Origin of the sequence: Streptomyces sp. NRRL S-646, from assembly GCF_000720765.1 — a bacterium.
Lineage (GTDB): Bacteria > Actinomycetota > Actinomycetes > Streptomycetales > Streptomycetaceae > Streptomyces.
This window is the reverse complement of sequence record NZ_JODC01000009.1, coordinates 70,213-94,720: the sequence shown is the minus strand read 5'-3', so window position 1 is coordinate 94,720 and position 24,508 is coordinate 70,213. Positions and strand designations below refer to the sequence as shown.

The following is a 24,508-nucleotide window of genomic DNA, read 5'->3' as shown; positions in this document are numbered from 1 at the left end:
GATCTTCGCTTTCCGTCATCCACCTCTCCCCAAAGCCATTCCATCGAGTGACCGATACCCCATCCGGCTGACGTGGGCCGAGGCCCCAACTAGGGTGCGGCGCAAGCGGTCCGGCACTTGGCCCACCGGCATTGCGATGTCAGTGGCGGGTGCCACAGTGGGGGAGTGAGCAACGCCAGGACAGCCGCGCGACAAGGACAGCTTGGGAGGGGGTGAGGAGCGGCCGTGACCGGTACCGGTATGGGTGTGGAAGCGGGCGCGCAGGCAGCGCGCTCCAGGGCCCTCGCCGTGCTGCGCATCCGCAGCAGGGCGCTGGCCGTCGCGCTCCTGCCTGCGGCGGCCGCAGTGATCCTGCTGGCCGGCGGTTCCACCGACCACCTCGTGGGCCCGTTCTGGCACGCCGCCCGCTGGGCCATGACCCCCCTCGCCGTCCTCGTCCTGCTCGCCGCGGCCGCCATCGCCCTGGTCGTCGCCCGCGCCCGGCCGGCGGTCAGTCCGACGGTCCCGATCGCCGAGGAGTCGGCCCCGGACCTGTACCGGATGGTGCGCGACCTCGCCGACCGGCTGGACGTCCCCGCCCCCTCCGCGATAGCGCTCACCCCGGACTGCGACAGCTGGCTGGAGGACCGCACCCACCCGGCGCACGGCCCGCCCCCCGCGGCGGACCGCGACGAGATAGCGGGCATGCGGGGCGCCCACCGGCGCACGGCCGCCGCGCCGGTCCTCGTCATCGGCTCCCCCTTCCTGTGGTGGATGCGCGTCGGCGAACTGCGCGCGGTCCTCGCTCCGGTCGTCGCCGGTACGGGACCCTCCGCCCACCCGGACATAGCAGCGGCCCGCCGCTTCGTACGGGGCCTGGACGCGGCGGTGGCCGTGGGCTCGACGCCCGGCCGCTGCCCCTTGACCCGCGCGGTGTGCGCGAGCGTCGGCTGGGTGGCCCGTCTGCTGCTGCGCAGCTGCCGGGAGCATGCGGCGCTGATGGAGCGAGGCGTGGCGGCCGCGGCCTCCGAGCGTGCACAGGCTGTGGACTACGGCCTCAGGATCGTCGCCCAGGAACAGGTGGGCCTGGCCTACGCCGGCTGGGACCGCCTGCTGACCCGGGTCGCGCTGCCCGCCTGGCGGATGGGCCGCTGGCCCTCCCGCCTGGACGCCGGAGTGGTGGCGGCCCTCACCGAACTCTCCCGTCGCGACCGCCTGGCCGAGGGCTTCGCCTCCCGTCTGGGCGAACGCCCCGCTTGCGACCTGCTGGAAGAGCCCGGCACGGTGGACGGCGCGGCCTCACTCCTCGCCGCCCGCCTCTTCCACGGCGGACCCGCCGAGCCCGGCCCCGACTGGGCCCCGGTCGACTGGGACGAATACCCGGAGGAGGTCGTGGACCGCAAATGGCGCACCGACGCGGCCCGCCTCCACCGAGTCCTCGACACCCTGGGCGTCAGCCACACCCCCGACCCCAGCACCCAGCCCCCCGACGGCCCCACCCTCTCCAGAATCCTCGACCACTTGTCGACCCCGCCGCCCGGTCCCGCAGTCGCCGACGGCGAGCAAGCCCCACAGGGGCCACCTGCAGCCGACGACGAAAGCAGCACGGGCGGTGCGGGTGGGAACAACACGGCCGAAGGCGAAGCCGAGGCCGAAGAACCCGCAGAAAACGAACGCACAGCCACCCTCGCCGCAGGCCTTACCGCCGAACTGGCCCGCGAGGAAGCCACAGCCACCCCCGCGGAGCAAACCGCCCCCGACGCCGCCTTCTGGGACGACGCCACGCTCCCCCTCTTCCCGCTCCAACCCCCGCGCACAGCCCGCGAGTTGCTCGCGGACCACGTCACCGCGATGGTCTGCTGCGCCGCCATGGACACCGCAGGCGCAACGCCGGGCCTCGACTGGCTCGACGGCCCGTCCCTCCTCATCAACGGCGAACGGGCCACGGATCTGACCCCCCGCGTCCTCAGCCTCGTCGAGGACGGCGACCCGGCCCCCCTGCGGGCCTGGCTTCTCGACTCGGGCATACGCCCCGAGAAGCCCGTCCGGCTTGTGTGACGGTCCCCGGTTCCGGAACCCCGCATTCCACTTTCGGCCAATTCGCAACGAATAGTGACCAGATGGGTGCGCAATGTGATGTGCTGGGACCGATCGAGCACATGGCAAGGGCTTACGGCACAAGCCAGGCACGCCAGGGCCACAAGCCAGGCACGCCACACCATGCGACAGGCACACCACGCGACCGCGGGGGATCGAGGGAGGGGAGCGACCATGGGGCAGGAGCAGATCCGCCGCTGGGAATCCGGGGCGCTGGCGCATGCCGTGACCGATCCCTTCGGCCAGGGCCCCGTGCCCTGGCTCCGCGGCAGCGAGACGTACTTCGACGACACCGGCCAGGTGGTTCCCTGGTACGTGGACGCACCCCAGCAGTCATCGCCGGGCGACTCCCCGAACACCCCTCGGGTCCCCGCACCCCGGGCCGCCGGCGGCCCCCGCTCCGCGGACGACGTCCGCCGCCAGATCAAGGGCTTCATCTCCACCGGCGCCGTCGCCCCCGGCGAGGCCGTCGACTTCCACATCACGGTCGACCCGCCGCAGGAATTCAGCGTCGACATCTACCGCATCGGCCACTACGGCGGTGACGGCGCCTCCAAGATCACCACCAGCCCCCGTCTCTCCGGCATCGTCCAGCCCCCGCCGCTCGCCGCGGACCGCACGGTCTCCTGCCACCACTGGTGGCTCTCCTGGCGCCTGCAGATCCCGAGCTACTGGAGCATCGGCGCCTACGTCGCCGTACTCACCACCCTCGACGGCTACCGCTCCCACATCCCCTTCACGGTCCGCGACAACCATCCCGCGGACCTGCTCCTGCTGCTGCCCGACGTCACCTGGCAGGCGTACAACCTCTACCCGGAGGACGGCCGCACGGGCGCGAGCCTCTACCACGCCTGGGACGAACAGGGCCGCCTGCTCGGCGAGTCCGACGCCGCGACCACGGTCTCCTTCGACCGCCCGTACGCCGGAGCCGGTCTCCCCCTGCATGTCGGCCACGCCTACGACTTCATCCGCTGGGCCGAGCGCTACGGCTACGACCTCGCCTACGCCGACGCCCGCGACCTGCACGCCGGGCACGTGGACCCCACCCGCTACCGCGGCCTGGTCTTCCCGGGGCACGACGAGTACTGGTCGGCCAACATGCGCCGCACCGTCGAACTCGCCCGCGAGAACGGCACATCCCTCGTCTTCCTCTCCGCCAACACCATGTACTGGCAGGTGGAGTTGGGCCCGTCCCCGTCCGGCGTCCCCGACCGCCTGCTGACCTGCCGCAAGCGCAAAGGCCCCGGCCGGCCCGTCCTGTGGCGCGAGATCGACCGCCCCGAGCAGCAACTGGTCGGCATCCAGTACGCGGGCCGGGTCCCCGACCCCCACCCCCTGATCGTCCGCAACGCCGACCACTGGCTGTGGGAGGCGACCGGCACCCACGAGGGCGACGAGATCGAGGGCCTGGTCGCAGGCGAGGCGGACCGCTACTTCCCGCGCACCCCGCTCCCCGAGCACGAGGAGCGCATCCTGCTCGCCCACTCCCCGTACACCGACTCCGAGGGCACCCTCCGCCACCAGGAGACATCCCTCTACCGAGCCCCCTCCGGCGCCCTGGTCTTCGCGTCGGGGACCTTCGCCTGGTCTCCGGCCCTGGACCGTCCGGGCCACGTCGACGCACGAGTCCAGCGCGCCACGGCCAACCTCCTGGACCGCATCTGCAAACGTGACTGAACTCACGTAAGCCCACGTCACCGCCCCTTTCGACCCCACCCCGCTCCAAGGGCGACCCCGGCATACGGGAGAATCGACCCCATTGGACAGAACCACGGGGAGGAACCGTGTCCGGATTCGTAGAAAAGCCCGAGCCGATCCAGGTTCCGGGCCTGGTTCACCTCCACACCGGCAAGGTGCGCGACCTGTACCAGAACGAGGCGGGCGACCTCGTGATGGTCGCCAGCGACCGCATCTCCGCCTACGACTGGGTGCTGCCGACCGAGATCCCCGACAAGGGCCGCGTCCTCACCCAGCTGTCCCTGTGGTGGTTCGACCAGATCGCCGATCTGATCCCCAACCACGTGATCGGCACCGACCTGCCCGCCGCAGCCCCCGCCGACTGGGCCGGCCGCACGCTCGTCTGCAAGTCGCTGCAGATGGTCCCGGTGGAGGCCGTGGCCCGCGGCTACCTCACCGGCTCCGGCCTGCTCGAGTACAACGAGTCCCGCACGGTCTGCGGCCTCGCCCTCCCCGAGGGCCTGGTCGACGGCAGCGAACTCCCCGCCCCGATCTTCACCCCGGCCACCAAGGCCGAGGTCGGTGAGCACGACGAGAACGTCTCGTACGAGGAGGTCGCCCGCCAGGTCGGCGCCGACACCGCCGCCCGACTGCGCCAGGCCACCCTCGCCGTCTATGCGCGGGGCCGCGACATCGCCCGGGACCGCGGCATCATCCTCGCGGACACCAAGTTCGAGTTCGGCTTCGACGGCGAGACCCTGGTCCTCGCTGACGAGATCCTCACCCCGGACTCCTCCCGCTTCTGGCCGGCCGACCAGTGGCAGCCGGGCCGCGCGCAGCCGTCGTACGACAAGCAGTTCGTCCGGGACTGGCTGACCTCGCCGGAGTCCGGCTGGGACCGCAGGAGCGAGCAGCCCCCGCCGCCGCTGCCGCAGCAGGTCGTGGATGCGACCCGGGCCAAGTACATCGAGGCGTACGAGCGCCTGACGGGCACGAGCTGGTCGTAGGGCACGAAGAAGCCCCCCGGCGAAAGCCGGGGGGCTTGATCTGGAGCGGACGACGAGGCTCGAACTCGCGACCTCAACCTTGGCAAGGTTGCGCTCTACCAACTGAGCTACGTCCGCAGTGCGCCGTGGCGCGGAGCCAACTATACCCAACCCCGCTCCCGCGCGAGCCGCACCGCCGTATGCCGGTTCTCGGCTCCGAGCTTGGAGACGGCCGACGAGAGGTAGTTCCGTACGGTCCCCTGCGACAGCGCGGCCCGCTCGGCGATCTCCGCGACGGGCGCCCCGTCGGCGGCGAGTTCCAGCACCTCCGCCTCCCGCACGGTCAGCGGCGAGTCCCCGGAGGCGATCGCATCGGCGGCCAACTCGGGGTCGACGTAACGGTTCCCGGCATGCACGGTCCTGATGATCTCCGCGAGCCGCTGCGCGCTGACCGTCTTCGGAACGAACCCGCGCACACCTGCCGCAAGGGCCCGCTTCAGATGCCCGGGCCGCCCGTGACTGGTGACGATCAGCACCTGGCAGCCGGGCAGTTCGGCCCGCAGTGATGTGGCGACCTTCACACCATCGGCGCCCGGCATCTGAAGATCGAGCACGGCCACATCCGGCTCGTGCGCCCGCGCCATCGCCAGCGCCTCAGGACCGGACGCCGCCTCGGCCACGACCACAAGGTCGTCCTCCAGCCCGAGCAGAGCGGCGAGCGCGCCCCGGATGAGATGCTCGTCGTCGGCGAGCAGAAGCCGTACGACGGCGGTCATGCCGTGACCTCTTTCACACTCAGGGGCACCTCGGCCGTCACGCGGAACACGTCCCCGCCGATCCGACCCGCCTCCAGCGTTCCGCCCACCGCCGACAGCCGCTCCTGCAGCCCGGCCAGCCCGGACCCGCCGCCACCCGCAGGATCCGAGGCCCCGTCGTTCTCCACGGTCAGCACCACACATCCCCCGTCGGCCTGCAGTGCTATGTCACATCGCGCCGCATCCCCGTGGCGCAGCACGTTCGTCGTCGCCTCCCGCACGACCCACCCGAGCACCGACTGGACCCCGGCCTCCAGCCCGCCGGCCTCCCTGCTCACCTCGCAGCGAATCCCGGCCGCACTCAACACGCCCTGCGCACCGGCGAGTTCGACCCCGAGGTCGGCCTCTCGGTACCCCCGTACGACATCCCGCACCTCCCGCTGCGACTCCTGCGCGATCCGCTGCACCTCGATCATCTGCTCCACGGCCTCGACCCGCCCACGCCGCGCGAGCTGCACGGCGAGTTCGCTCTTGAGCGCGATGACGGCAAGATTCCGCCCCATCACGTCGTGCAGATCCCGCCCGAACCGCAGCCGTTCCTCGGCGACGGCGAGCCGGGCCTCGGCCTCCCGGGCCCGTTCCGCCTCCCACAGGACGGACAGGGTCCAGGCGCCGCAGCGGCTGGTGAACAGGGAGAAGAGCACCCCGAAACCGGTCAGTACGCCGACCATGACGATCCCGGCCGGTTCCGGATCGGTCCAGGCGAACGCTGCCATGAGCACCACGGCGAGCACCGCGGACCGGCGTAGGAACACCCCCATGGGCGCGACCAGCCCGTAGAGCATCCCGAAGGGCATCAGCGCGGCACCGATGACAAGCCTGATCGTCACCGCGTCGATCCCGCCCAGCGCGGCAAGCGCCAGGGTCAGGGCCAGCGCGAGGCCCAGCAGGACGGCGGCGGGGCGCAGGGCGCGGACCGGGAGTTCGGCGCGGCCCAGGTAGTGGTCGAGCACGGTCCGGGTGAGCCGGTTGGCCTCCACGCACTGCAGGGCGCTCACCAGCAGGAGCAGCCCCGCGACGACCGCCGACGCGGGCCGCCGCCCAAGCCCGCCCACCAGCGGCAGTGCCAGCCAGGACAGGGAGAAGATCCATGTCGAGGCATACCAGGTCACCAGAGTCTGCAACTCGACCCGCTCGGCCTTGCTCCGCTCCCGCCAGTGCCGCCGCTGCCACCCCCGTACCAGTCCGAGCACCACCGCTCCCCCGTCCGTCAGCGCCGAGGTTCCCAACGGAACCACCGCCGTACAGCAAACACCGCCACCACGGTCCAGGCCAGAGCGGTCACCACCGCGCCCAGCACCTCGTAGGCGCTCAACTGCCCGGTCCAGCCGCCCCGGACCAGCCGGATCGCGGGGGAGAGCGGAAGCAGTTCGCAGACGGAGGCCAGCCGGTCCGGCAGGAATTCGGTGGGGATCATGATGCCCGAGCCGAACATGGACACGAACACCAGCGGCGCCGCCGTGATCTGGGCGCTCTCCGTGGTCCTGGTGAAGGAGGCGGTGAGCGCGGCGAGCGCGGCGCACAGCACCAGGCCCGACAGGAGACCGAGGACCGTGAGATACGGCGCCCGGGGCGCCCCCGCGTCGAGCAGCACCGCGCAGCCGACGCCGAACAGGACGGCCTGAGCGAAGCCGAGGCAGACGGCGGGCAGAGCGGTGCCGGTCAGGATCTCCGCGTCGTCGAGTTCGCCGGTGCGCAGCCGCTTGAGGACGAGCTCCTCGCGGCGGGCGACGTAGGCACTCACCAGGGAGGTGTACACGGCGAACAGGAAGGAGAAGCCGATCGCGGCCGTCAGCATCACCGTGCCGACGCTCAGCCCCTTCGCCTTCAGATCCATCTGGTCGACCGCAGGCCGCACACTGAGCGGCAGCGAGAGCGGCATCAGTAGCGCCATGACCACCGCACTCCGGTTGCGCCCGAGCAGAGTCAGCTCCGCCTGCGCCAGGGCCCGCAACCGCCGCCCGACCGGGCCGAAGACCACAGCACTCACACCGCCACCTCCTGCTCCCTGGCGATCCCCAGGAACGCCTCCTCCAGCGAGGCCGACCGCACATCCAGCCCCCTCAGCTCCACCCGCGCCCCCTCGGCCCACACCAGCAGCCCGGTGGCCGCCCGCTGCAACTCCCGCGTCCGCAGCCGCACGACGTCCCCGTCCACCTCGTGCCCGCACACCCCCAGCTCACCGAGCGGCGGCAGGTCCCCCAGGAAGTAGCCGTCGGGCAGCCGGAAGGAGATCCGCGAGGGCCGGCCGGCGGTCACCTCGGCCGGGGTACCGGCGGCCGCGATCCGTCCGTCGTGCAGGATCGCCAGCCGGTCGGCGAGGCCCTCGGCCTCCTCCAGGTAGTGCGTGGTGAGCAGCACGCTGGTGCCGCCGTCGCGCAGCGTCCGCACCAACTCCCAGGTGTCCCGGCGCCCTTCGGCGTCGAGCCCGGTCGTGGGCTCGTCCAGGAACAGCACCTCGGGCTCGCCGAGCAGCGCGAGAGCCAGGTCCAGCCGCCGCCGTTCACCTCCGGACAACTGCTTCACCCGTACGCCGGCCTTCCCCGTCAGCCCGACGAGCGCCAGCGCCTCGTGTTCGGGCCGCGCCCCGCTCACACACCCCGCCCACATCCGCGCGGTCTCCGTGACGGTCAGCTCGGAGGGAAATCCGCCCTCCTGGAGCATGACTCCGGTCCGCGGTCGCACGGCGGCCCGCTCCTCGTACGGATCGTGGCCGAGCACCCGCACCCGGCCCCCGGCCGGGCGGGCGAGCCCCTCCAGCAGTTCGACCGTTGACGTCTTGCCCGCGCCGTTGGTGCCGAGCAGCGCGAAGATCTCGCCGCGGCGCACGGAGAAAGAGATTCCGCGCACCGCCTCGAACCCGCCCCCGTACACACGCCGCAGGTCAGTGACCTCAATCACGTGTTCGTGTTCGTTCGTGTCCATGACTTCAGCGTCCCGGCGAGCGGGACCCCGCAGCAGTGCGCGCTGTCATCACTCGGCATGACAAATGTCAGAGGGAGATCAGGGGGAGATCAGGCCGGACGGAAGGAGAGACGCCGAACACGACGAAGGCCCCAGCCATAAGACTGGGGCCTTCGATCAGAGCGGACGACGAGGCTCGAACTCGCGACCTCAACCTTGGCAAGGTTGCGCTCTACCAACTGAGCTACGTCCGCATTGCCTCCGACCGGCTCCCACCGATCGGCGCGAGCACCAGCCTACCTGATCCACAAGAGTGGTTCTGACCGGCGGTGCAGAGCGGGTGACAGGAATTGCACACTGCGCCTTCCCCCTGGAAGGGGGATGTTCTGCTACTGAACTACACCCGCATGTACTCCGTGAGCCGGGCCTTTCGGCCTTGCCCCTCGGCGTGCTCCAGACTCTAGCTGACCAGGAGGGGTGCAGCGCAAGTCGGTTCTCCCGAGGGGCCGGTGACCGGCCGTCGGGCGGCGCCTACTGCGCCGCGCTGAACGCCTCGTAGACCTTCTTGGGGATCCGGCCGCGGGCCGGGACGTCCATCTTGTTGGCCTGGGCCCAGGCGCGGACGGCCGCCGGGTCGGGGGCGACCTCCGTCTGCCGGTACGTCCGGCCCGACTTCGACCGCTTGCGGCCGGCGTCCACGTACGGCGCGAGCGCCTTACGCAGTTTCTTGGCATTGGCTTGATTCAGGTCGATCTCGTACGACTTGCCGTCGAGTCCGAAGGCGATCGTTTCCGCCGCTTCCGAGCCGTCGATGTCGTCAAAGAGAGTGACCACGACCTTCTGCGCCACGAATATCGGTCCCTTCGTGCGGCACGCTGACAATTCATTTGTACAGTGCCCGACAATGCAATGTGAAGCCCGACTAAATCCTCCCGCGTGTCCGAGCGCAATAGGTTTCGGATGTCGATCCCGGATCTTTCCCGGAAATTTTCTGCAGTGACCGCTCGCCGCACCGGATCGTGACAGTCGTCACGTAGATTCCTACAAGTCGACGCGCGTAGAAATTTTGTGCAGGTAGTCTGAAACCACTGCAGGAACCTGCTCCGCACCACACCACCGGGAGTGCACGTGGCACGCGTCGTAGTCGACGTCATGCTCAAGCCGGAGATCCTCGACCCCCAGGGCCAGGCGGTGCAGCGCGCACTGCCGCGTCTGGGTTTCGAAGGCATCTCCGACGTACGTCAGGGAAAGCGATTCGAACTGGAAGTTGACGGGCCGGTCGACGAGGCCGCCCTCGCCCGCATCCACGATCTTGCGGAATCCTTCCTCGCCAACACCGTGATCGAGGACTTCACCGTCAAGGTGGAGGAAGTCGCGGAGGCCGCGAAGTGACCGCTCGTATTGGCGTCGTCACTTTCCCGGGCAGCCTCGACGACCGGGACACCCAGCGCGCGATCCGCCTCGCGGGCGCGGAACCGGTCGCTCTCTGGCACAAGGACAAGGACCTCCACCAGGTGGACGCGGTCGTCCTCCCCGGCGGTTTCTCCTACGGCGACTATCTGCGGGCCGGCGCCATCTCCCGCTTCTCGCCGGTGATGGAGACGGTCATCGAGCAGGCGAAGGCCGGCCTTCCGGTCCTCGGTATCTGCAACGGCTTCCAGATCCTCACCGAGGCCCACCTCCTCCCGGGCGGCATGCTCGGCAACGACCACCTGCACTTCATCTGCCGCGACCAGAAGCTGCGCGTGGAGAACGCCTCCACCTCCTGGACCAGCGACTACAGCGAGGGCCAGGAGATCCACATCCCGCTGAAGAACATGGACGGCCGCTACGTCGCCGACCAGTACACGCTGGACAAGCTGGAGGCCGAGGGCCGGGTCGCGTTCCGGTACCTGGACTTCAACCCGAACGGCTCGCTCAACGACATCGCCGGCATCACCAACGAGGCCGGGAACGTCGTGGGCCTCATGCCGCACCCGGAGCACGCCGTGGAGCCGCTCATCGGGTCCGGCCGCACCGACGGCCTCCCCTTCTTCACCTCGATCCTCAAGAAGCTGGTCAACGCATGAGCCGGACGCCTCTGGACACGGTCGAGCACGCGGCCGCGACCCCCGACGTCGAGCTGCCCTGGGCCGAACTCGGCCTGAAGAAGGACGAGTACGAGCGCGTGGTCGAGATCCTCGGCCGCCGGCCCACCGGTGCCGAGCTCGCCATGTACTCCGTCATGTGGTCCGAGCACTGCTCGTACAAGTCGTCGAAGGTGCACCTGCGCCAGTTCGGCGAGAAGGCCCCGCAGTCGGACGCGCTGCTGGTGGGCATCGGCGAGAACGCCGGTGTCGTCGACGTCGGCCAGGGCTACGCGGTCACCTTCAAGGTCGAGTCGCACAACCACCCGTCGTACGTCGAGCCCTACCAGGGCGCGGCCACCGGTGTCGGCGGCATCGTCCGCGACATCATCGCGATGGGCGCCCGCCCGGTTGCGGTCGTGGACCCGCTCCGCTTCGGTGCGGCCGACCACCCGGACACCAAGCGCGTCCTCCCGGGCGTGGTCGCGGGCATCGGCGGCTACGGCAACTGCCTGGGCCTGCCGAACATCGGCGGCGAGGTCGTCTTCGACGCCTGCTACCAGGGAAACCCGCTGGTCAATGCCGGTGCCATCGGTGTGATGCGGCACGAGGACATCCACCTGGCGAAGGCGTCCGGCCCGGGCAACAAGGTCATCCTGTACGGGGCCCGTACGGGCGGCGACGGCATCGGCGGCGCCTCGATCCTGGCCTCCGAGACCTTCGACGACGCCAAGCCCTCGAAGCGTCCGGCCGTCCAGGTCGGCGACCCCTTCCAGGAGAAGCTCCTCATCGAGTGCACCCTGGAGGCCTTCAAGGAGAAGCTGGTCGTCGGCATCCAGGACCTCGGCGCGGCCGGCCTGTCCTGCGCGACGAGCGAGCTGGCCTCGAACGGTTCCGGTGGCATGCGCGTCACCCTGGACGACGTACCGCTGCGCGACTCGACGCTCTCGCCCGAGGAAATCCTCATGAGCGAGTCGCAGGAACGCATGTGCGCGGTCGTGGAGCCGGAGAAGGTCGACCGGTTCCTGGAGATCTGCGACAAGTGGGATGTCATCGCCACGGTCATCGGTGAGGTCACGGACGGCGACCGCCTGGAGATCTACTGGCACGGCGGCAAGATCGTCGACGTCGACCCGCGGACGGTCGCGCACGACGGCCCGGTCTACGAGCGGCCGTATGCCCGCCCGTCCTGGCAGGACGCCCTGCAGGCGGACGACGCGGGCAAGCTCGCGCGGCCCACGACGTCGGCGGAGCTGAAGGACCAGGTCCTGAAGCTGGTGGCCTCGCCCAACCAGGCCTCCAAGAAGTGGATCACCTCGCAGTACGACCACTTCGTGCAGGGCAACACGGTGCTGGCCCAGCCCGAGGACTCGGGCATGATCCGCATCGACGAGGAGTCCGGCCTCGGCGTCGCGATCGCGACGGACGGCAACGGCCGGTACGCCAAGCTCGACCCGTACGCGGGCGCGCAGCTGGCGCTCTCGGAGGCGTACCGCAACGTCGCCACCACCGGTGCCAAGCCCCTCGCGGTCTCCGACTGCCTGAACTTCGGCTCACCCGAGGACCCGGCCGTGATGTGGCAGTTCGCGGAGGCCATCCGCGGACTCGCCGACGCCTGCCAGCAGCTCGGCACCCCGGTGACCGGCGGCAACGTCTCGCTCTACAACCAGACGGGCGAGGCGGCCATCCACCCGACGCCCGTGGTCGCGGTCCTGGGCGTCATCGACGACGTCGCCCGCCGTACGCCGGTCGCTTTCCAGGAGGAGGGCCAGCTCCTCTACCTCCTCGGCGACACGCGTGAGGAGTTCGGCGGTTCGGCCTGGTCGCAGGTGATCCACGACCACCTCGGCGGGCTGCCCCCGAAGGTGGACCTGGAGCGTGAGCGCCTGCTGGCCGAGATCCTGATCTCCGCCTCCCGTGACGGCATGATCGACTCCGCGCACGACCTGTCGGACGGCGGTCTGATCCAGGCGGTCGTGGAGTCGGCACTGCTCGGCGGCAAGGGCGCGCGTCTGATCGTTCCGGACGGGCTCGACGCCTTCACCTTCCTCTTCTCCGAGTCGGCGGGGCGCGCGATCGTCGCCGTGCCGCGCTCCGAGGAGGTCCGCTTCAACGACATGTGCGGCGCGCGGGGCCTGCCCGTCACGCGCATCGGTGTCGTGGACGGTGACTGCGTCGAGCTCCAGGGCGAGTTCGAACTGCCGCTGGAGGAGCTCCGCGAGGCCCACGAGGGGACGATCCCGGCGCTGCTCGCGTAGGCAGTGGTACGACGGTGAAGGCCCCGCCCGGATCATCCGGGCGGGGCCTTCTCGGCTGGTCGGGCGTTCAGCGGACGTAGTTCTTGAGGATCTCCGTGTCCAGTTCGATGTCCATAGGGCCGGGTACGGACACCTTCTCGCCGAACTTCGAGGTCTGGATGCTGCGGTAGCCGCCGACCTGCCGGTCCGGGTTGCTGTGCACCGTGACCGTGCAGGAGTCCCGGTCGATCAGGAGGTACAGGGGGATTCCGGCCTGCCCGTAGGCGGTCGGCTTCTCGTGCCGGTCCCGCCGGTCGGTGTCCGAGTCGTACGAGGTGACCTCGACGACCATGAGCGCGCCGTCCGGGTCGGCCCACTCACCCTGTCCTGCGAAGTGGGCCTCCGGTACGAGCACCGCATCCGGTTTCACTCTGCCCTCCCGATAGGCCTCCACCCTGAGCCTTCGGCCCTGGTACAGGTCCAGGTCGGGCCTGGTCTGCATACAGCGCCGGGCCAGCCAGGTGACGATGGTGTCGTGGTCTCCGTCCGCCACCTTCTTGACTTCGATCCGTCCGTTGATGAACTCCAACGTGACGGTCTCGGGAGCGGCGGAGGCGATCGTTTCGAACTCCTCCACCGACATCTGAGACGTGCGCTCGGCCATAACCGTCGTGTTGCACCCCCTTCCAGGCGGAAGCCAGTGTTGCCCGGTCCCGACGGTGCGGTGCGGATTTCGCCGTCGATCACACGCACGGGTGATCACCCCAGGTCTTCTGATCCGTCGTCTCTTGTCCGTGGGGGGCCGCCGGCGAGGCCCACCGTGAATGGTCAGGCCCCAGCGGGCTGGTGCTCCAGCGCGGTCTCCGGGGTGCCGCCCTCGGCCGGCGGGGACGTCGGCAGCCGCAGCGCCAGTACGGCGGCCAGCGCCATCAGCGCCGCCCCGCCCCAGAAGACCGCCTGCGTCGCGTCGGTGAAGGCCTGCACTCCGTCCTTGTGAGCGGTCCCGGTGAGCCGGGCCAGCGTGCTGATGTCGCCGCCGGGGCCGTGGGCGGCGTACAGGCGGGCCAGGACGGTGCCGAAGAGGGCGGTGCCCAGGGCGTTGCCGAGGGTCTGGAAGAACCGGATGCCGGTGGTGGCGACGCCCAGCTGGTGGTGTGGGGCGGCGTTCTGGACCAGGAGGATCAGCTGGCCGACCAGTTGGCCGAAGCCGACGCCGGCCAGGAAGAGTTCACCGCGGATCAGCCAGAGTGAGGTGTGCGGGGCGGTCGTCGTGGCGAGGAGGGCGAAGGCAACGGCGCTGGTGGCCGTGCCGGTGAGGGTGAAGGTGCGGGCCGTCCAGCCGCGTGCGGTGAGCGGGCCGGTGAGCAGGCCGACCGTCGCCAGTCCGACGGCCATCGGGACCAGGTACAGGCCCGCGGAGGAACTGGTGATCCCGCGGGCGACTTGCAGGTAGATCAGGACGTAGTAGATCGCGCACATCATCGCCCCGCCCATGATGGCCTGTACGGCGAAGCCCAGGCGCACCTCGCGGATCTTGAACAGAGGGAGAGGGAGAACCGGTTCGGGGGCGCGGAGCTGCCGCCAGAGGAAGAGGGCGAGCGCCGCGACTGCCGTCAGGAGGAGTCCGGTGATCACCGGAGACGTCCACGCGTACCGCTTCCCGCCCCAGTCCGTCACCAGCAGCAGCGCACTGGAGAAACCGGCCGCGAGCGCGGCGCCCGCGTAGTCGACCGGGCGGCGCACATGGTGCTCGGGGAGTTTCAGGGCGAGAGCGGCGCCGGTCAGGGCGGTGATACCGACGGGCAGGTTGACGTAGAAGATCCAGCGCCAGTTGGCGTGATCGGCCAGTAGGCCGCCGATCCAGGGGCCGACCGCCATGGCCCCACCGGCGACGAGGCCACCCAGGTTGATGCCCTTGTCGGCGCTCTTCTCCTCCGGGCCTTTGAGGTGGGCGATGACCACCATCGTCACGCTCATCAGGCCACCGCCACCCAGGCCCTGCAGAGCCCGAGCCGCGATCAGCTGCGCCATCGACTGAGCGGCTCCGCACAGCGCGGAGCCGAGCAGGAAGGTGGCGATCGCGCCGGTGAACACGCGTTTCGGGCCGACGACGTCGCACAGCTTGCCGTACAGCGGCAGCATCGCCGCCGACGCGAGCGCGTAGGCGCTGACCAGCCACGGGATCTTGTCGATGCCGTGGCCGGGGTCGAGGTCCCGGACGATCGGGACGGTCGCGGCGGACACGATCTGCATGTCCAGCAGGGCCAGGACGATCGTCAGCAGGCAGACGACGAAGGCGACTTTGCGCTGGGTCTCGGTCATGACACCACCATGGATCCTTTTGTGTACCGAGTCAATGTTTCATCTTGGCTTAAAATTCGGCTTGGTACAGTGAGTGCATGGCTGAAGTGATGGGGTTGCGGGAGCGCAAGAAGGCGCAGACCGCGCGGCGGATCTGGCAGGTGGCCGTCGAGCTCTTCATCGAGCGCGGGTTCGACGCCGTCTCGGTCCAGGAGATCGCCGACGCGGCCGAGGTCTCCAAGATGACCGTCTTCAACTACTTCGGCTCCAAGGAGGATCTGGTCTTCCTGCCCATGGAGGAACTCTTCGGCGACGCGGCCCGCGCGGTCCGCGGGCGTCGGCCCGGCGAGTCCGCTGTGGAGGCCGTGCGTCGGCAGTTCCTGGAGATGGCCGAGGCCCGCGACCCGTCGGTCGGGCTGCACCCCGAACCGTTCGCTCGACAGCTGCGCCAACTCGTCCTCGCCACACCGGTCCTGATGGAGCGCGCCTTCCTCTCCGCCCAGAAGGGCACCCGCGACCTGGCCGTGCTGCTCGCCGAGGAGACCGGCGACCCCATGCTCGCCACCGTCGCCGCCGCCATGCTCAGCGCCGCCCGCAACGCCCTCATCGAGGAGCATCACGCCCGCATCGCACGCGGTGAGACCGTCGACGAGGTCGCCACCGATGCCGCGGAGCGCGCCCGGCTGGCGTTCGACCTGGTCGAAAAGGGGCTGAGCGGCTATGCGGTGAAGGTCTAGGCTCACCGCCATGCCCCCGGCCAAGAAGCGCGCCCGTACATACGACCCCGTCAAGATCCGCAAGGCCGTTCTGGCCCAGTTCGGGAACGTCCGGGAGGCCGTGCGCACCCTGAGCCCCGAGCAGTTGGCCGGGTCCACCCGGCTCGGCGAGTGGACCGTGCGGGAGCTGGTCGCGCACATCGGGATGGCGGTGACGGCCGTGCACCGGTCGCTCGACAAGCCGGAGCCCGCCAAGCAGGACGCCGTGCTGCTCGACTGGGCCTTCGCCACCGCCGCCAACTCCTCGGCCATCGACGACTTCACCCGGCGGCTCGCGGAGGAGCACCCCGACCTCGACGTCTACCTCGCCGACGTGGAGCAGAGCCTCGTCCGGCTGCTCGACGAGCACCCCGGCACCCGCCTGCTGGACACCAATGTCGGCGCCCTGCCCCTTGCCGACTACGTCGTCACCCGCACCGTCGAACTCGTCGTCCACACCGACGACCTGAACGCCGCCGTGCCCGGACTCGAGGTGCCGTACGACCGCCAGGCCCTCGCCGCCTGCACCCGGCTGCTCGCCGACGCCCTGGCCGCGAAGGCGCCCGGCGGCTCCACCGAGGTACGGATCCCGCCGTACGCCGTCGTGCAGTGCATCGAGGGCCCCCGGCACACCCGCGGCACCCCGCCGAACGTCGTCGAGACCGACCCGCTGACCTGGATCCGGCTTGCGACCGGGCGTGTGACCTGGGCGGATGCCGTCCAGGAGGCACAGGTCAGCGCCAGCGGCGAGCGGGCGGACCTGAGCGGGCTGCTGCCGCTGATGAAGTGAACGGGGGGAACCGGTCGCCCGTCCCTCCCGTCCCATCGGCATGGACAAACAGCGACTCACCCTCGCCGTCCTGACCGTGCTTCCGCTCGTCATGGCGTGCGGAAGCGACACGGGCAGCACCTCCGTCGCGTCGGAGGTGTCCGGCGTCCACTGGAAGGTCGACAGCGTCACCGTGGACGGCACCACCCGGCGTGCTCCCGCCGACGCCGACATCCGGATCCGCGAGGACGGAACCGCCGTGGGCAACTACGGCTGCAACGAGTTCGGCGCGAAGGCCGCCTTCAAGGACCACCGCGTCGAACTGACGCACGCCCGCCAGACCCTGATGGCCTGCGAACCGCGGCGCATGGCCTTCGAACGGGCCCTCGCAGCCACCCTCACCGACCACTCGCTCACGTTCGAGACCAAGGGCGACGGCCTGACGCTCACCACCCACGACGGCGACCGCATCCGGCTGACCAAGGAGAAGGACGCCCCGCTGTACGGGACGAAGTGGACGATCACGGCACTCGGCGACAGCAACGGCACGGCGACCAGCCTGCCGCGGCAGCAGACGACGTCCGCGTACCTCACCTTCGACAAGAAGTCCGGCAAGGTCACCGGCCGCCTCGGCTGCAACCACGTCACCGCGAACGCCACGGTTCGCGACGGACATATCACCCTGGGCGCCCCGTCCACCACACGAATGATGTGCGACACCTCACTCATGCATACGGAGAAGAGCCTCCTGCGCCTCTTCGACGGCACCGTGAGCTACGGGTTGGATCACCAAACTCTCACGCTGACCAGCGCAAACGGAGAAACCGCCAAGGCCGTCGCCGAGCGGTGATCCAATAGCGGCAGGTATCCCCAATTCGGACCAGTGGTCGATCTCGCCTACACTCGGAGCCGTGCCACGTGGTGACGGTCGACTCAATCATGATCTGCTCCCCGGTGAGAAGGGCCCCCAGGACGCCTGCGGCGTCTTCGGAGTCTGGGCTCCCGGTGAAGAGGTCGCCAAGCTCACTTACTTCGGGCTCTACGCCCTCCAGCATCGGGGCCAGGAATCCGCGGGAATCGCGGTCAGCAACGGCTCCCAGATCCTCGTCTTCAAGGACATGGGCCTCGTCTCCCAGGTCTTCGACGAGACCTCGCTCGGTTCGCTCCAGGGTCATATCGCGGTCGGTCACGCCCGCTACTCGACCACCGGCGCCTCCGTGTGGGAGAACGCCCAGCCGACGTTCCGCGCCACCGCGCACGGCTCCATCGCGCTCGGCCACAACGGCAACCTGGTCAACACGGCGCAGCTCGCCGAGATGGTCGCCGACCTGCCGAAGAAGGAGGGCGGCCGCACCCCGCGCGTGGCGGCCACCAACGACACCGACCTCCTCACGGCCCTGCTGGCCGCCCAGGAGGACGCGGACGGCAGGCCGCTGACCATCGAGGAGGCCGCCCACACGGTCCTCCCGAAGGTGCGCGGTGCCTTCTCCCTCGTCTTCATGGACGAGCACACCCTGTACGCCGCCCGCGACCCGCAGGGCATCCGCCCGCTGGTCCTCGGCCGCCTGGAGCGCGGCTGGGTGGTCGCCTCCGAGTCCGCCGCCCTCGACATCTGCGGCGCGAGCTACGTCCGCGAGATCGAGCCGGGCGAGTTCGTGGCCATCGACGAGAACGGCCTCCGCACCTCCCGATTCGCGGAAGCGAAGCCCAAGGGCTGTGTCTTCGAGTACGTGTACCTGGCCCGGCCCGACACCGACATCGCCGGCCGGAACGTGTACCTCTCCCGCGTGGAGATGGGTCGCAAGCTCGCCAAGGAAGCCCCGGTCGACGCCGACCTGGTCATAGCGACCCCGGAGTCCGGAACCCCGGCCGCCATCGGCTACGCGGAGGCCTCCGGCATCCCCTTCGGCGCGGGTCTCGTGAAGAACGCGTACGTCGGCCGGACCTTCATCCAGCCCTCGCAGACGATCCGCCAGCTCGGCATCCGTCTGAAGCTGAACCCGCTGAAGGAAGTCATCAAGGGCAAGCGCCTGGTCGTCGTCGACGACTCGATCGTGCGCGGCAACACCCAGCGGGCGCTCGTGCGGATGCTCCGCGAGGCGGGCGCGGCGGAGGTCCACATCCGGATCTCCTCTCCCCCCGTCAAGTGGCCCTGCTTCTTCGGCATCGACTTCGCCACCCGCGCCGAGCTCATCGCCAACGGCATGACCATCGACGAGATCGGCACCTCGCTCGGCGCCGACTCCCTGGCGTACATCTCCATCGACGGCATGATCGAGGCGACCACCATCGCCAAGCCGAACCTGTGCCGCGCCTGCTTCGACGGCGAGTACCCGATGGAGCTCCCGGACCCCGAGCTGCTCGGCAAGCAGCTGCTGGAGACGGAGCTGGCCGCCGGCCCGGCCGCCACGGCCGCCGCCGACGCGATCCGCCGCCCATAGACGGCCCGTCCTGTGCGTTTTTCAAAAAACGCCTGCCGTACGACACGAAAGTTCTCATAGCCATGTCTGAGACAACTGGTGCCAGCTACGCAGCCGCGGGCGTCGACATCGAAGCGGGCGACCACGCGGTCGAGCTGATGAAGGAGTGGGTGAAGAAGACGCAGCGCCCCGAGGTCCTCGGCGGTCTCGGCGGGTTCGCCGGCCTCTTCGACGCCTCCGCCCTCAAGCGCTTCGAGCGTCCCCTCCTCGCCTCCGCCACCGATGGCGTCGGCACCAAGGTCGACATCGCGCGCCGGCTCGGTGTGTACGACACCATCGGCCACGACCTGGTCGCGATGGTCATGGACGACATCGTGGTGTGCGGCGCCGAGCCGCTGTTCATGACCGACTACATCTGCGTCGGCAAGGTCCACCCCGAGCGCGTGGCCGCGATCGTCAAGGGCATCGCGGAGGGCTGTGTGCTGGCCGGCTGCGCCCTCGTCGGCGGCGAGACGGCCGAACACCCCGGACTGCTGGGCCCGGACGACTTCGACGTCGCCGGCGCCGGTACGGGCGCGGTGGAGGCCGACCGGCTGCTGGGTCCGGATCGCATCCGTACGGGTGACACGGTGATCGCCATGGCGGCCTCCGGGCTTCACTCGAACGGGTACTCACTCGTCCGCCACGTCCTGCTGAACCAGGCGGGCCTGTCGCTCGACGCGCGGATCGAGGAGCTCGGCCGCACCCTGGGTGAGGAACTGCTGGAGCCGACCAAGATCTACTCCCTGGACTGCCTGGCCCTGACCCGTACCACCGAGGTGCACGCGTTCAGCCACGTCACGGGTGGCGGCCTCGCGGCGAACCTCGCCCGCGTCATCCCGGACGACTTGCACGCGATCGTCGACCGCTCCACCTGGACCCCGGCCCCGATCTTCGACCTCGTCGGCAGGACGGGTCAGGTCGAGCGCCTGGAGCTGGAGAAGACCCTCAACATGGGCGTGGGCATGATCGCCATCGTCCCCGAGGAGTCCACGGACGTGGCCCTGACGACACTGGCCGACCGCGGGGTCGAGGCATGGGTCGCCGGAGAGATCACGGATCGCGGCGACCACGAGACGGGCGCGGCCCTCGTCGGCGACTACAGCGCCTGACGACCGCGACAGCAGCGCAAAACCCGGTCCGGTGGTGTGGACCACTCCCGGACCGGGTCGAGCACGGTTAAGTGCGTCAAGCGCCGCGGCGATGTTGCGACGTGGGACCGGACTCGTCGTCCTCGTCCTCATCGTCGTCGTTGTAGAGACTCGCGTACTCGGCGTACGGGTCGTCTTCGTCCTCGTCGTCCTCGAACGGCTCGCCGTTCGGCGGTTGGCTCGAAGTCGAAGCGCCCAGCTCGCTGGCCAGACGCGACAGGTCAGTCCCGCCGCTGTTGTACTTCAGCTGGCGGGCGACCTTCGTCTGCTTGGCCTTGGCCCGGCCGCGCCCCATGGCTCGACCCCCTCGGTGACGGGGCTCGACGGCCCCAGAGTCTTGACACGCGTTCATGATCTGGAACGGGCTCTCCGCAGAGAGACCGGTCCGTAGGGCTTCCACGGTACCTGAGCCCGCGCCCATACGGTACGTCGCCCGCAGGACGGGCTCGGGTCCAGGACCCTCGGGGCGCCCCGTCCCCGCTGGTCAACCGCGATTTTAACCACTTCTCGGCAGGCGACCCGCCGACGAACGTGAGAGTTCTCTCTAAGTGTGCGCCGACGGGTACCGGCCAAACCTCCCGAAGGTCAGAGACTGCGTCCGGTGGCCGCCTCGTGCATCCGCTGCTCGGCGATCCGGTCGGCCGCCGCGGCCGGCGGAATCCCGTCTGCCTTCGCACGTGCGAATATGGCCAGCGTGGTGTCGAAGATCTTCGCGGCCTTCGCCTTGCACCGGTCGAAGTCGAAGCCGTGCAGCTCGTCGGCGACCTGGATGACACCGCCGGCGTTCACCACGTAGTCCGGCGCGTAGAGGATCCCGCGGTCGGCGAGGTCCTTCTCGACGCCCGGGTGGGCGAGCTGGTTGTTGGCGGCGCCGCAGACGATCCTCGCGGTCAGGGCGGGCACGGTGTCGTCGTTCAGGGCTCCGCCGAGCGCGCAGGGGGCGTAGATGTCCAGGCCCTCGACGCGGATCAGGGTCGCGGTGTCGGCGACGGCGCTCACACCCACGGGGTGCGCCGCGAGGATCCGGCCCACGGCCTCCTCGCGCACATCGGTGATGACGACCTCGGCGCCCTCGTCGCGCAGGTGCCGGACCAGGTGGTGGCCGACCTTGCCGACGCCCGCGATGCCGACCTTGCGGCCGCGCAGCGAGGGGTCGCCCCACAGGTGCTGGGCGCTGGCGCGCATGCCCTGGTAGACGCCGAAGGCGGTGAGGACGGAGGAGTCGCCGGCGCCGCCGTTCTCCGGGGACCGCCCGGTGGTCCAGCGGCACTCGCGGGCCACGACGTCCATGTCGGCGACGTACGTCCCGACATCGCACGCGGTCACGTACCGACCGCCGAGGGAGGCGACCATGCGCCCGTAGGCGAGCAGCAGCTGCTCGGTCTTGTCCCTCTCCGGGTCGCCGATGATCACGGCCTTGCCGCCGCCGTGGTCGAGACCGGCCATGGCGTTCTTGTACGACATCCCGCGCGCGAGGTTGAGGGCGTCGGCGACGGCCTCCGCCTCGGTCGCGTACGGGTAGAAGCGCGTACCGCCGAGCGCGGGGCCCAGGGCGGTGTTGTGGATGGCGATGACGGCCTTGAGGCCGCTGGCGCGGTCCTGGCAGAGCACGACTTGCTCATGTCCGCCCTGGTCCGAGTGGAACAGGGTGTGCAGTACATCAGCAGGTGCGCCGGTTACGTCGGTCACTGTGGTGACTCCTGAAGTAAAGAGCGGCGGTTGGAGACCAGCTCCCGTGCGGGTGGCGGGTGCTGTGAGCATGAGATTAGAGCCTGGGTGCCCCGGCCACCGCGCAGTGCTCAGGATCACCCACTCGCGGAGTACGTCCGTGCGACGATTTGCATAGATTTCCCGCCCGTTTGTGAGCGGGTTCCGCAGGTTTTCCCGGTGGTGGGCGGGGGAGGGAGCAGGCGTGCCCAAGGTGTCCTCGGTGATCGTCCCGTACGCGACGTATCTGCGCGTGTACGAGCCACTGGCCGCCTTCCCCGAGCCGGAGCGCAGCCACTGGGCGCGCTACGCCCGGCGCGCCGATCGTCCCTCGTACCAGGACGAACTCCGCCGCTCCCTGGCCGACTTGGTGCCCACCCCGCCGATCCCGGTGCCGGTGCACGAGAGCAGTGACGCCTTCGTGCTGGAGGCCGACGGGGTGCTGTGCGTGTGCCCCTGGCGGACCCGGCTGCGCGGCTGGCAGGCCCTTCAGGAGCTGCCCGAGGAGCTGCCGAAGCCGGTGCTGGACGCGGTGCTCCCGGAGGTCGTACGACGCCAGACGACCCAGGACTACGAGCGCTGGCTGGTCCGCAACCCGGACGCCCGGCCCTGGATCCGCACGGCGACCTGGCAGGTGCCGCTGCACTGGTTCGTGCTGGTGTCCGACCAGGAGCGGCGCTTCGACAAGGGCTCCGGCGAGATCCCTCCGATGCTGCGCTACCAGACGCCGATGGTGCAGGCGCGGCGGCGGGTGGCGCGGGCGCTGCGGGCCCTGAAGGACGGCATCGACGAGGGGCCGCTGATCGACGGCCTGGTGGACGTGGGGCGCTGGCTGGAGGAGTTCCACCCGCGCTCGGTGGTGGAGCTGGACTACGGCGGCCTGGTGCACACGCTGCCGGCCGGTGAGCTGGAGGACGACCACTCGGCGGCGGACGTCGCCGAGGGCATCGAGGCGCTGCGGCAGGGCGACGGGGCGGCCGCGGGGGCGGCGTACGCGCGGCTGGTGGAGCGCTGGCGGTCGGTCCGGGACCGGCGCTCGGCCAACTGACAGCGACCTCAGGTAACGAACTGACGTTTGACGAATCGCCCGTTTTGGGGTTTCGTCCTCGCACCGAAGTGTGCTCTGTGTTTCCTGAGGTTTCGTCAACATGGGACGTAGGTCCCGATCCGGGCGTTCATCTCAAGCTGTGCCAAGCGTGACGGACCGCACTTACGCGGCTCTTGCGTCCCTTGCCCCTCCTCGTGCCAAAATAGGACAAGGAGTCCGGGGAGGGCTCCGTCCGTCCCAGTGCGTACCACTGTGGGCGGAATCTCAGCATTGCACGCTTTGGGGGGTCTCGTGGCTCCTGATTGTCCTGTGACTGATCGTCACAGTGACGTGACTGTCCGCTATGGCATGGTCCATCGGCTTCCGTCGCTGATGAACACCTGGAGGGGCAATTCCATCGGTTTGGCCGACGCGGCTGGACAGATGGTGTAGTTGTAGTGCCGAGGACAAGCCGTTCGTCCTATAACCGACTCGACTCGCGTCCACCATTTCGGGCAACGCGGGTCAAGGTGCAGAATTTAGAGGAAAGAACCGAGAAGGTTCGGTTCTCCCGAGGAGGCCGCTCATGACCGCTCGCACCCCTGATGCCGAGCCGCTGCTGACCCCGGCTGAGGTCGCCACGATGTTCCGCGTCGACCCCAAGACGGTCACGCGGTGGGCGAAGGCCGGAAAGCTCACTTCGATTCGAACGCTCGGCGGGCACCGCCGCTACCGCGAGGCGGAGGTCCGTGCACTGCTCGCGGGCATCCCGCAGCAGCGCAGCGAGGCCTGAACAACTGCATAACCGGGCTAACCGGCAGGTCCCCCACTTGCCGTGGCGCCCGAACCCTGGCTCCAAGCGACGCGGGGTCTGCCCCAACAGGCTCCACGCCCACGCTCTTCAGAGCTTTCCAAGCAAGTAACAGGGTGCGTCGTCGATCGCGCTGGACTCCGCCGGGTCCAGCGCGATCTTTTTTGTGCGCGCGGCGTGCCTGGTCCGGGCCGCTGTGAGTGGCCTTGTCGGAGTCTGGGGAGGGGCGTCGGATCTCTTGTGGGGGCCCGGGGGGCGGCGCCCGGCGGGAGCCCCCCGGAGGGGCCCCCGAGTGGTGCAATTGCACATATAAAATTGACCACTTGTAGGTGGGGTGTAAGTACCGCGGTTTCAGAAACTCATGCGGTGACACCCGTCACATGCCGGGGTCCTTGTTGCCGTCGTCGTCCGTGCGCTAGAGGAGGTGTACGGTCCAGATCCCCGTGGCGGGGCGGGCGTTGGAGCGGCCGGCCGTCATGCGCCGGCGGCACTTTCGTCCTCGACGACCTCGTCCGGGCCCTCGGCGGCCCTCGGCGAGTCCATCGCCAGCCGCAGCAGGTGGTGGCATATCGGGCAGTGGCGGGTCAGGTGGCCGTACGACAAGGCGGCCGACAGATGCGCACGGAGCAGGGCCCGTGTCTCGTGCCTGACCGATGCCGCCATACGCCACCTCCACGGGGCCGAAGGGGGAACGGCCCTGTCTTCTGGGTACCGAGGGAATGTGACGGCGTCAAGACGGCATGGGGCTCCGCGGGGGGCTCCGCCGT

The 24,508-nt window shown here is 69.8% G+C and carries 23 protein-coding genes and 3 tRNA genes; 13 read left to right on the top strand and 13 right to left on the bottom strand.

What is annotated here, in order from left to right:
• Positions 1–240 precede the first annotated feature (240 nt).
• From IH68_RS0123805 to IH68_RS0123795, 3 genes are all read left to right on the top strand, one after another.
• Complete coding sequence (locus tag IH68_RS0123805; RefSeq protein ID WP_030938546.1) at positions 241–2,037, top strand: membrane protein; 1,797 nt, start codon at positions 241–243, stop codon at positions 2,035–2,037.
• Between the two features lie 213 nt (positions 2,038–2,250).
• The gene (locus IH68_RS0123800) at positions 2,251–3,753 is read left to right on the top strand and encodes a N,N-dimethylformamidase beta subunit family domain-containing protein (protein ID WP_030938545.1); all 1,503 of its coding nucleotides are present in this window, start codon (positions 2,251–2,253) and stop codon (positions 3,751–3,753) included.
• A gap of 107 nt (positions 3,754–3,860) precedes the next feature.
• Positions 3,861–4,760: a phosphoribosylaminoimidazolesuccinocarboxamide synthase gene (locus IH68_RS0123795; protein ID WP_030938544.1), complete on the top strand. Its 900-nt coding sequence runs from the start codon at positions 3,861–3,863 to the stop codon at positions 4,758–4,760.
• 41 nt (positions 4,761–4,801) lie between these two features.
• Here the strand turns inward: IH68_RS0123795 and IH68_RS0123790 are convergent.
• The 8 genes from IH68_RS0123790 to IH68_RS0123755 all read right to left on the bottom strand — a co-directional run bounded on the left by IH68_RS0123790 (position 4,802) and on the right by IH68_RS0123755 (position 9,307).
• Positions 4,802–4,877, bottom strand: a tRNA-Gly gene (locus IH68_RS0123790).
• A gap of 23 nt (positions 4,878–4,900) precedes the next feature.
• Positions 4,901–5,515, bottom strand: coding sequence for a response regulator transcription factor (locus IH68_RS0123785; protein WP_030938542.1), 615 nt, complete (start codon positions 5,513–5,515; stop codon positions 4,901–4,903).
• A complete protein-coding gene (locus IH68_RS0123780; protein ID WP_420719006.1) occupies positions 5,512–6,792 on the bottom strand; it encodes a sensor histidine kinase in 1,281 nt (426 codons plus the stop codon). The genes IH68_RS0123785 and IH68_RS0123780 overlap by 4 nt, the downstream gene beginning before the upstream one ends.
• On the bottom strand, positions 6,765–7,544 hold the full coding sequence (locus tag IH68_RS0123775) for an ABC transporter permease (protein WP_030938538.1): 780 nt from the start codon (positions 7,542–7,544) through the stop codon (positions 6,765–6,767). The genes IH68_RS0123780 and IH68_RS0123775 overlap by 28 nt, the downstream gene beginning before the upstream one ends.
• The gene (locus IH68_RS0123770) at positions 7,541–8,479 is read right to left on the bottom strand and encodes an ABC transporter ATP-binding protein (RefSeq protein WP_030938535.1); all 939 of its coding nucleotides are present in this window, start codon (positions 8,477–8,479) and stop codon (positions 7,541–7,543) included. Before IH68_RS0123770 ends, IH68_RS0123775 begins: the two co-directional genes overlap by 4 nt.
• Positions 8,480–8,639: 160 nt before the next feature.
• Positions 8,640–8,712, bottom strand: a tRNA-Gly gene (locus IH68_RS0123765).
• Positions 8,713–8,793: 81 nt separating this feature from the next.
• Positions 8,794–8,865 (bottom strand) — tRNA-Gly (locus IH68_RS0123760).
• 124 nt (positions 8,866–8,989) lie between these two features.
• A complete protein-coding gene (locus tag IH68_RS0123755; RefSeq protein WP_030938533.1) occupies positions 8,990–9,307 on the bottom strand; it encodes a histone-like nucleoid-structuring protein Lsr2 in 318 nt (105 codons plus the stop codon).
• 279 nt (positions 9,308–9,586) lie between these two features.
• Between IH68_RS0123755 and purS the strand changes: the two genes are divergently transcribed.
• From purS to purL, 3 genes are read left to right on the top strand one after another with little or no spacing between them, the layout of a single operon-like run.
• A complete protein-coding gene (gene purS, locus IH68_RS0123750) occupies positions 9,587–9,850 on the top strand; it encodes a phosphoribosylformylglycinamidine synthase subunit PurS (RefSeq protein ID WP_015659417.1) in 264 nt (87 codons plus the stop codon).
• Positions 9,847–10,527 (top strand): phosphoribosylformylglycinamidine synthase subunit PurQ, encoded by a 681-nt coding sequence (purQ, locus tag IH68_RS0123745; protein ID WP_030938528.1) that lies wholly within the window; start codon positions 9,847–9,849, stop codon positions 10,525–10,527. The genes purS and purQ overlap by 4 nt, the downstream gene beginning before the upstream one ends.
• The gene (gene purL, locus IH68_RS0123740) at positions 10,524–12,782 is read left to right on the top strand and encodes a phosphoribosylformylglycinamidine synthase subunit PurL (RefSeq protein WP_030938526.1); all 2,259 of its coding nucleotides are present in this window, start codon (positions 10,524–10,526) and stop codon (positions 12,780–12,782) included. Before purQ ends, purL begins: the two co-directional genes overlap by 4 nt.
• 67 nt (positions 12,783–12,849) lie before the next feature.
• On the opposite strand, the gene IH68_RS0123735 is transcribed toward purL, so the two are convergent.
• Positions 12,850–13,425, bottom strand: a complete 576-nt coding sequence (locus tag IH68_RS0123735) for a Uma2 family endonuclease (protein ID WP_030938523.1) — start codon at positions 13,423–13,425, stop codon at positions 12,850–12,852.
• A gap of 164 nt (positions 13,426–13,589) precedes the next feature.
• Positions 13,590–15,083: an MFS transporter gene (locus IH68_RS0123730; protein WP_037885100.1), complete on the bottom strand. Its 1,494-nt coding sequence runs from the start codon at positions 15,081–15,083 to the stop codon at positions 13,590–13,592.
• 77 nt (positions 15,084–15,160) lie between these two features.
• Here IH68_RS0123730 and IH68_RS0123725 point away from each other — a divergent pair, with 77 nt between their 5' ends.
• From IH68_RS0123725 to purM, 5 genes are all read left to right on the top strand, one after another.
• Entirely contained in the window at positions 15,161–15,799 is a 639-nt protein-coding gene (locus IH68_RS0123725; protein WP_030938520.1) for a TetR/AcrR family transcriptional regulator, read from the top strand.
• Positions 15,800–15,809: 10 nt separating this feature from the next.
• Positions 15,810–16,607 (top strand): maleylpyruvate isomerase family mycothiol-dependent enzyme, encoded by a 798-nt coding sequence (locus IH68_RS0123720; protein ID WP_030938518.1) that lies wholly within the window; start codon positions 15,810–15,812, stop codon positions 16,605–16,607.
• A gap of 40 nt (positions 16,608–16,647) precedes the next feature.
• Positions 16,648–17,436: an META domain-containing protein gene (locus IH68_RS0123715; protein WP_030938516.1), complete on the top strand. Its 789-nt coding sequence runs from the start codon at positions 16,648–16,650 to the stop codon at positions 17,434–17,436.
• Between the two features lie 61 nt (positions 17,437–17,497).
• Positions 17,498–19,027, top strand: coding sequence for an amidophosphoribosyltransferase (gene purF / locus IH68_RS0123710; RefSeq protein ID WP_030938514.1), 1,530 nt, complete (start codon positions 17,498–17,500; stop codon positions 19,025–19,027).
• Between the two features lie 62 nt (positions 19,028–19,089).
• Positions 19,090–20,157: a phosphoribosylformylglycinamidine cyclo-ligase gene (gene purM / locus IH68_RS0123705; RefSeq protein ID WP_030938512.1), complete on the top strand. Its 1,068-nt coding sequence runs from the start codon at positions 19,090–19,092 to the stop codon at positions 20,155–20,157.
• A gap of 76 nt (positions 20,158–20,233) precedes the next feature.
• On the opposite strand, the gene IH68_RS0123700 is transcribed toward purM, so the two are convergent.
• Together IH68_RS0123700 and IH68_RS0123695 are read right to left on the bottom strand one after the other, a co-directional pair.
• Complete coding sequence (locus IH68_RS0123700) at positions 20,234–20,491, bottom strand: DUF3073 domain-containing protein (RefSeq protein WP_030938509.1); 258 nt, start codon at positions 20,489–20,491, stop codon at positions 20,234–20,236.
• Between the two features lie 290 nt (positions 20,492–20,781).
• Positions 20,782–21,885, bottom strand: a complete 1,104-nt coding sequence (locus tag IH68_RS0123695; protein WP_030938507.1) for a Leu/Phe/Val dehydrogenase — start codon at positions 21,883–21,885, stop codon at positions 20,782–20,784.
• A 223-nt stretch (positions 21,886–22,108) separates the two neighbouring features.
• Between IH68_RS0123695 and IH68_RS0123690 the strand changes: the two genes are divergently transcribed.
• The gene (locus IH68_RS0123690; RefSeq protein ID WP_030938504.1) at positions 22,109–22,951 is read left to right on the top strand and encodes a hypothetical protein; all 843 of its coding nucleotides are present in this window, start codon (positions 22,109–22,111) and stop codon (positions 22,949–22,951) included.
• Positions 22,952–23,516: 565 nt separating this feature from the next.
• The gene (gene bldC, locus IH68_RS0123685) at positions 23,517–23,723 is read left to right on the top strand and encodes a developmental transcriptional regulator BldC (RefSeq protein WP_003949541.1); all 207 of its coding nucleotides are present in this window, start codon (positions 23,517–23,519) and stop codon (positions 23,721–23,723) included.
• Between the two features lie 492 nt (positions 23,724–24,215).
• On the opposite strand, the gene IH68_RS0123680 is transcribed toward bldC, so the two are convergent.
• Positions 24,216–24,404 (bottom strand): DUF6274 family protein, encoded by a 189-nt coding sequence (locus IH68_RS0123680; protein ID WP_030938502.1) that lies wholly within the window; start codon positions 24,402–24,404, stop codon positions 24,216–24,218.
• Positions 24,405–24,508: the final 104 nt, after the last annotated feature.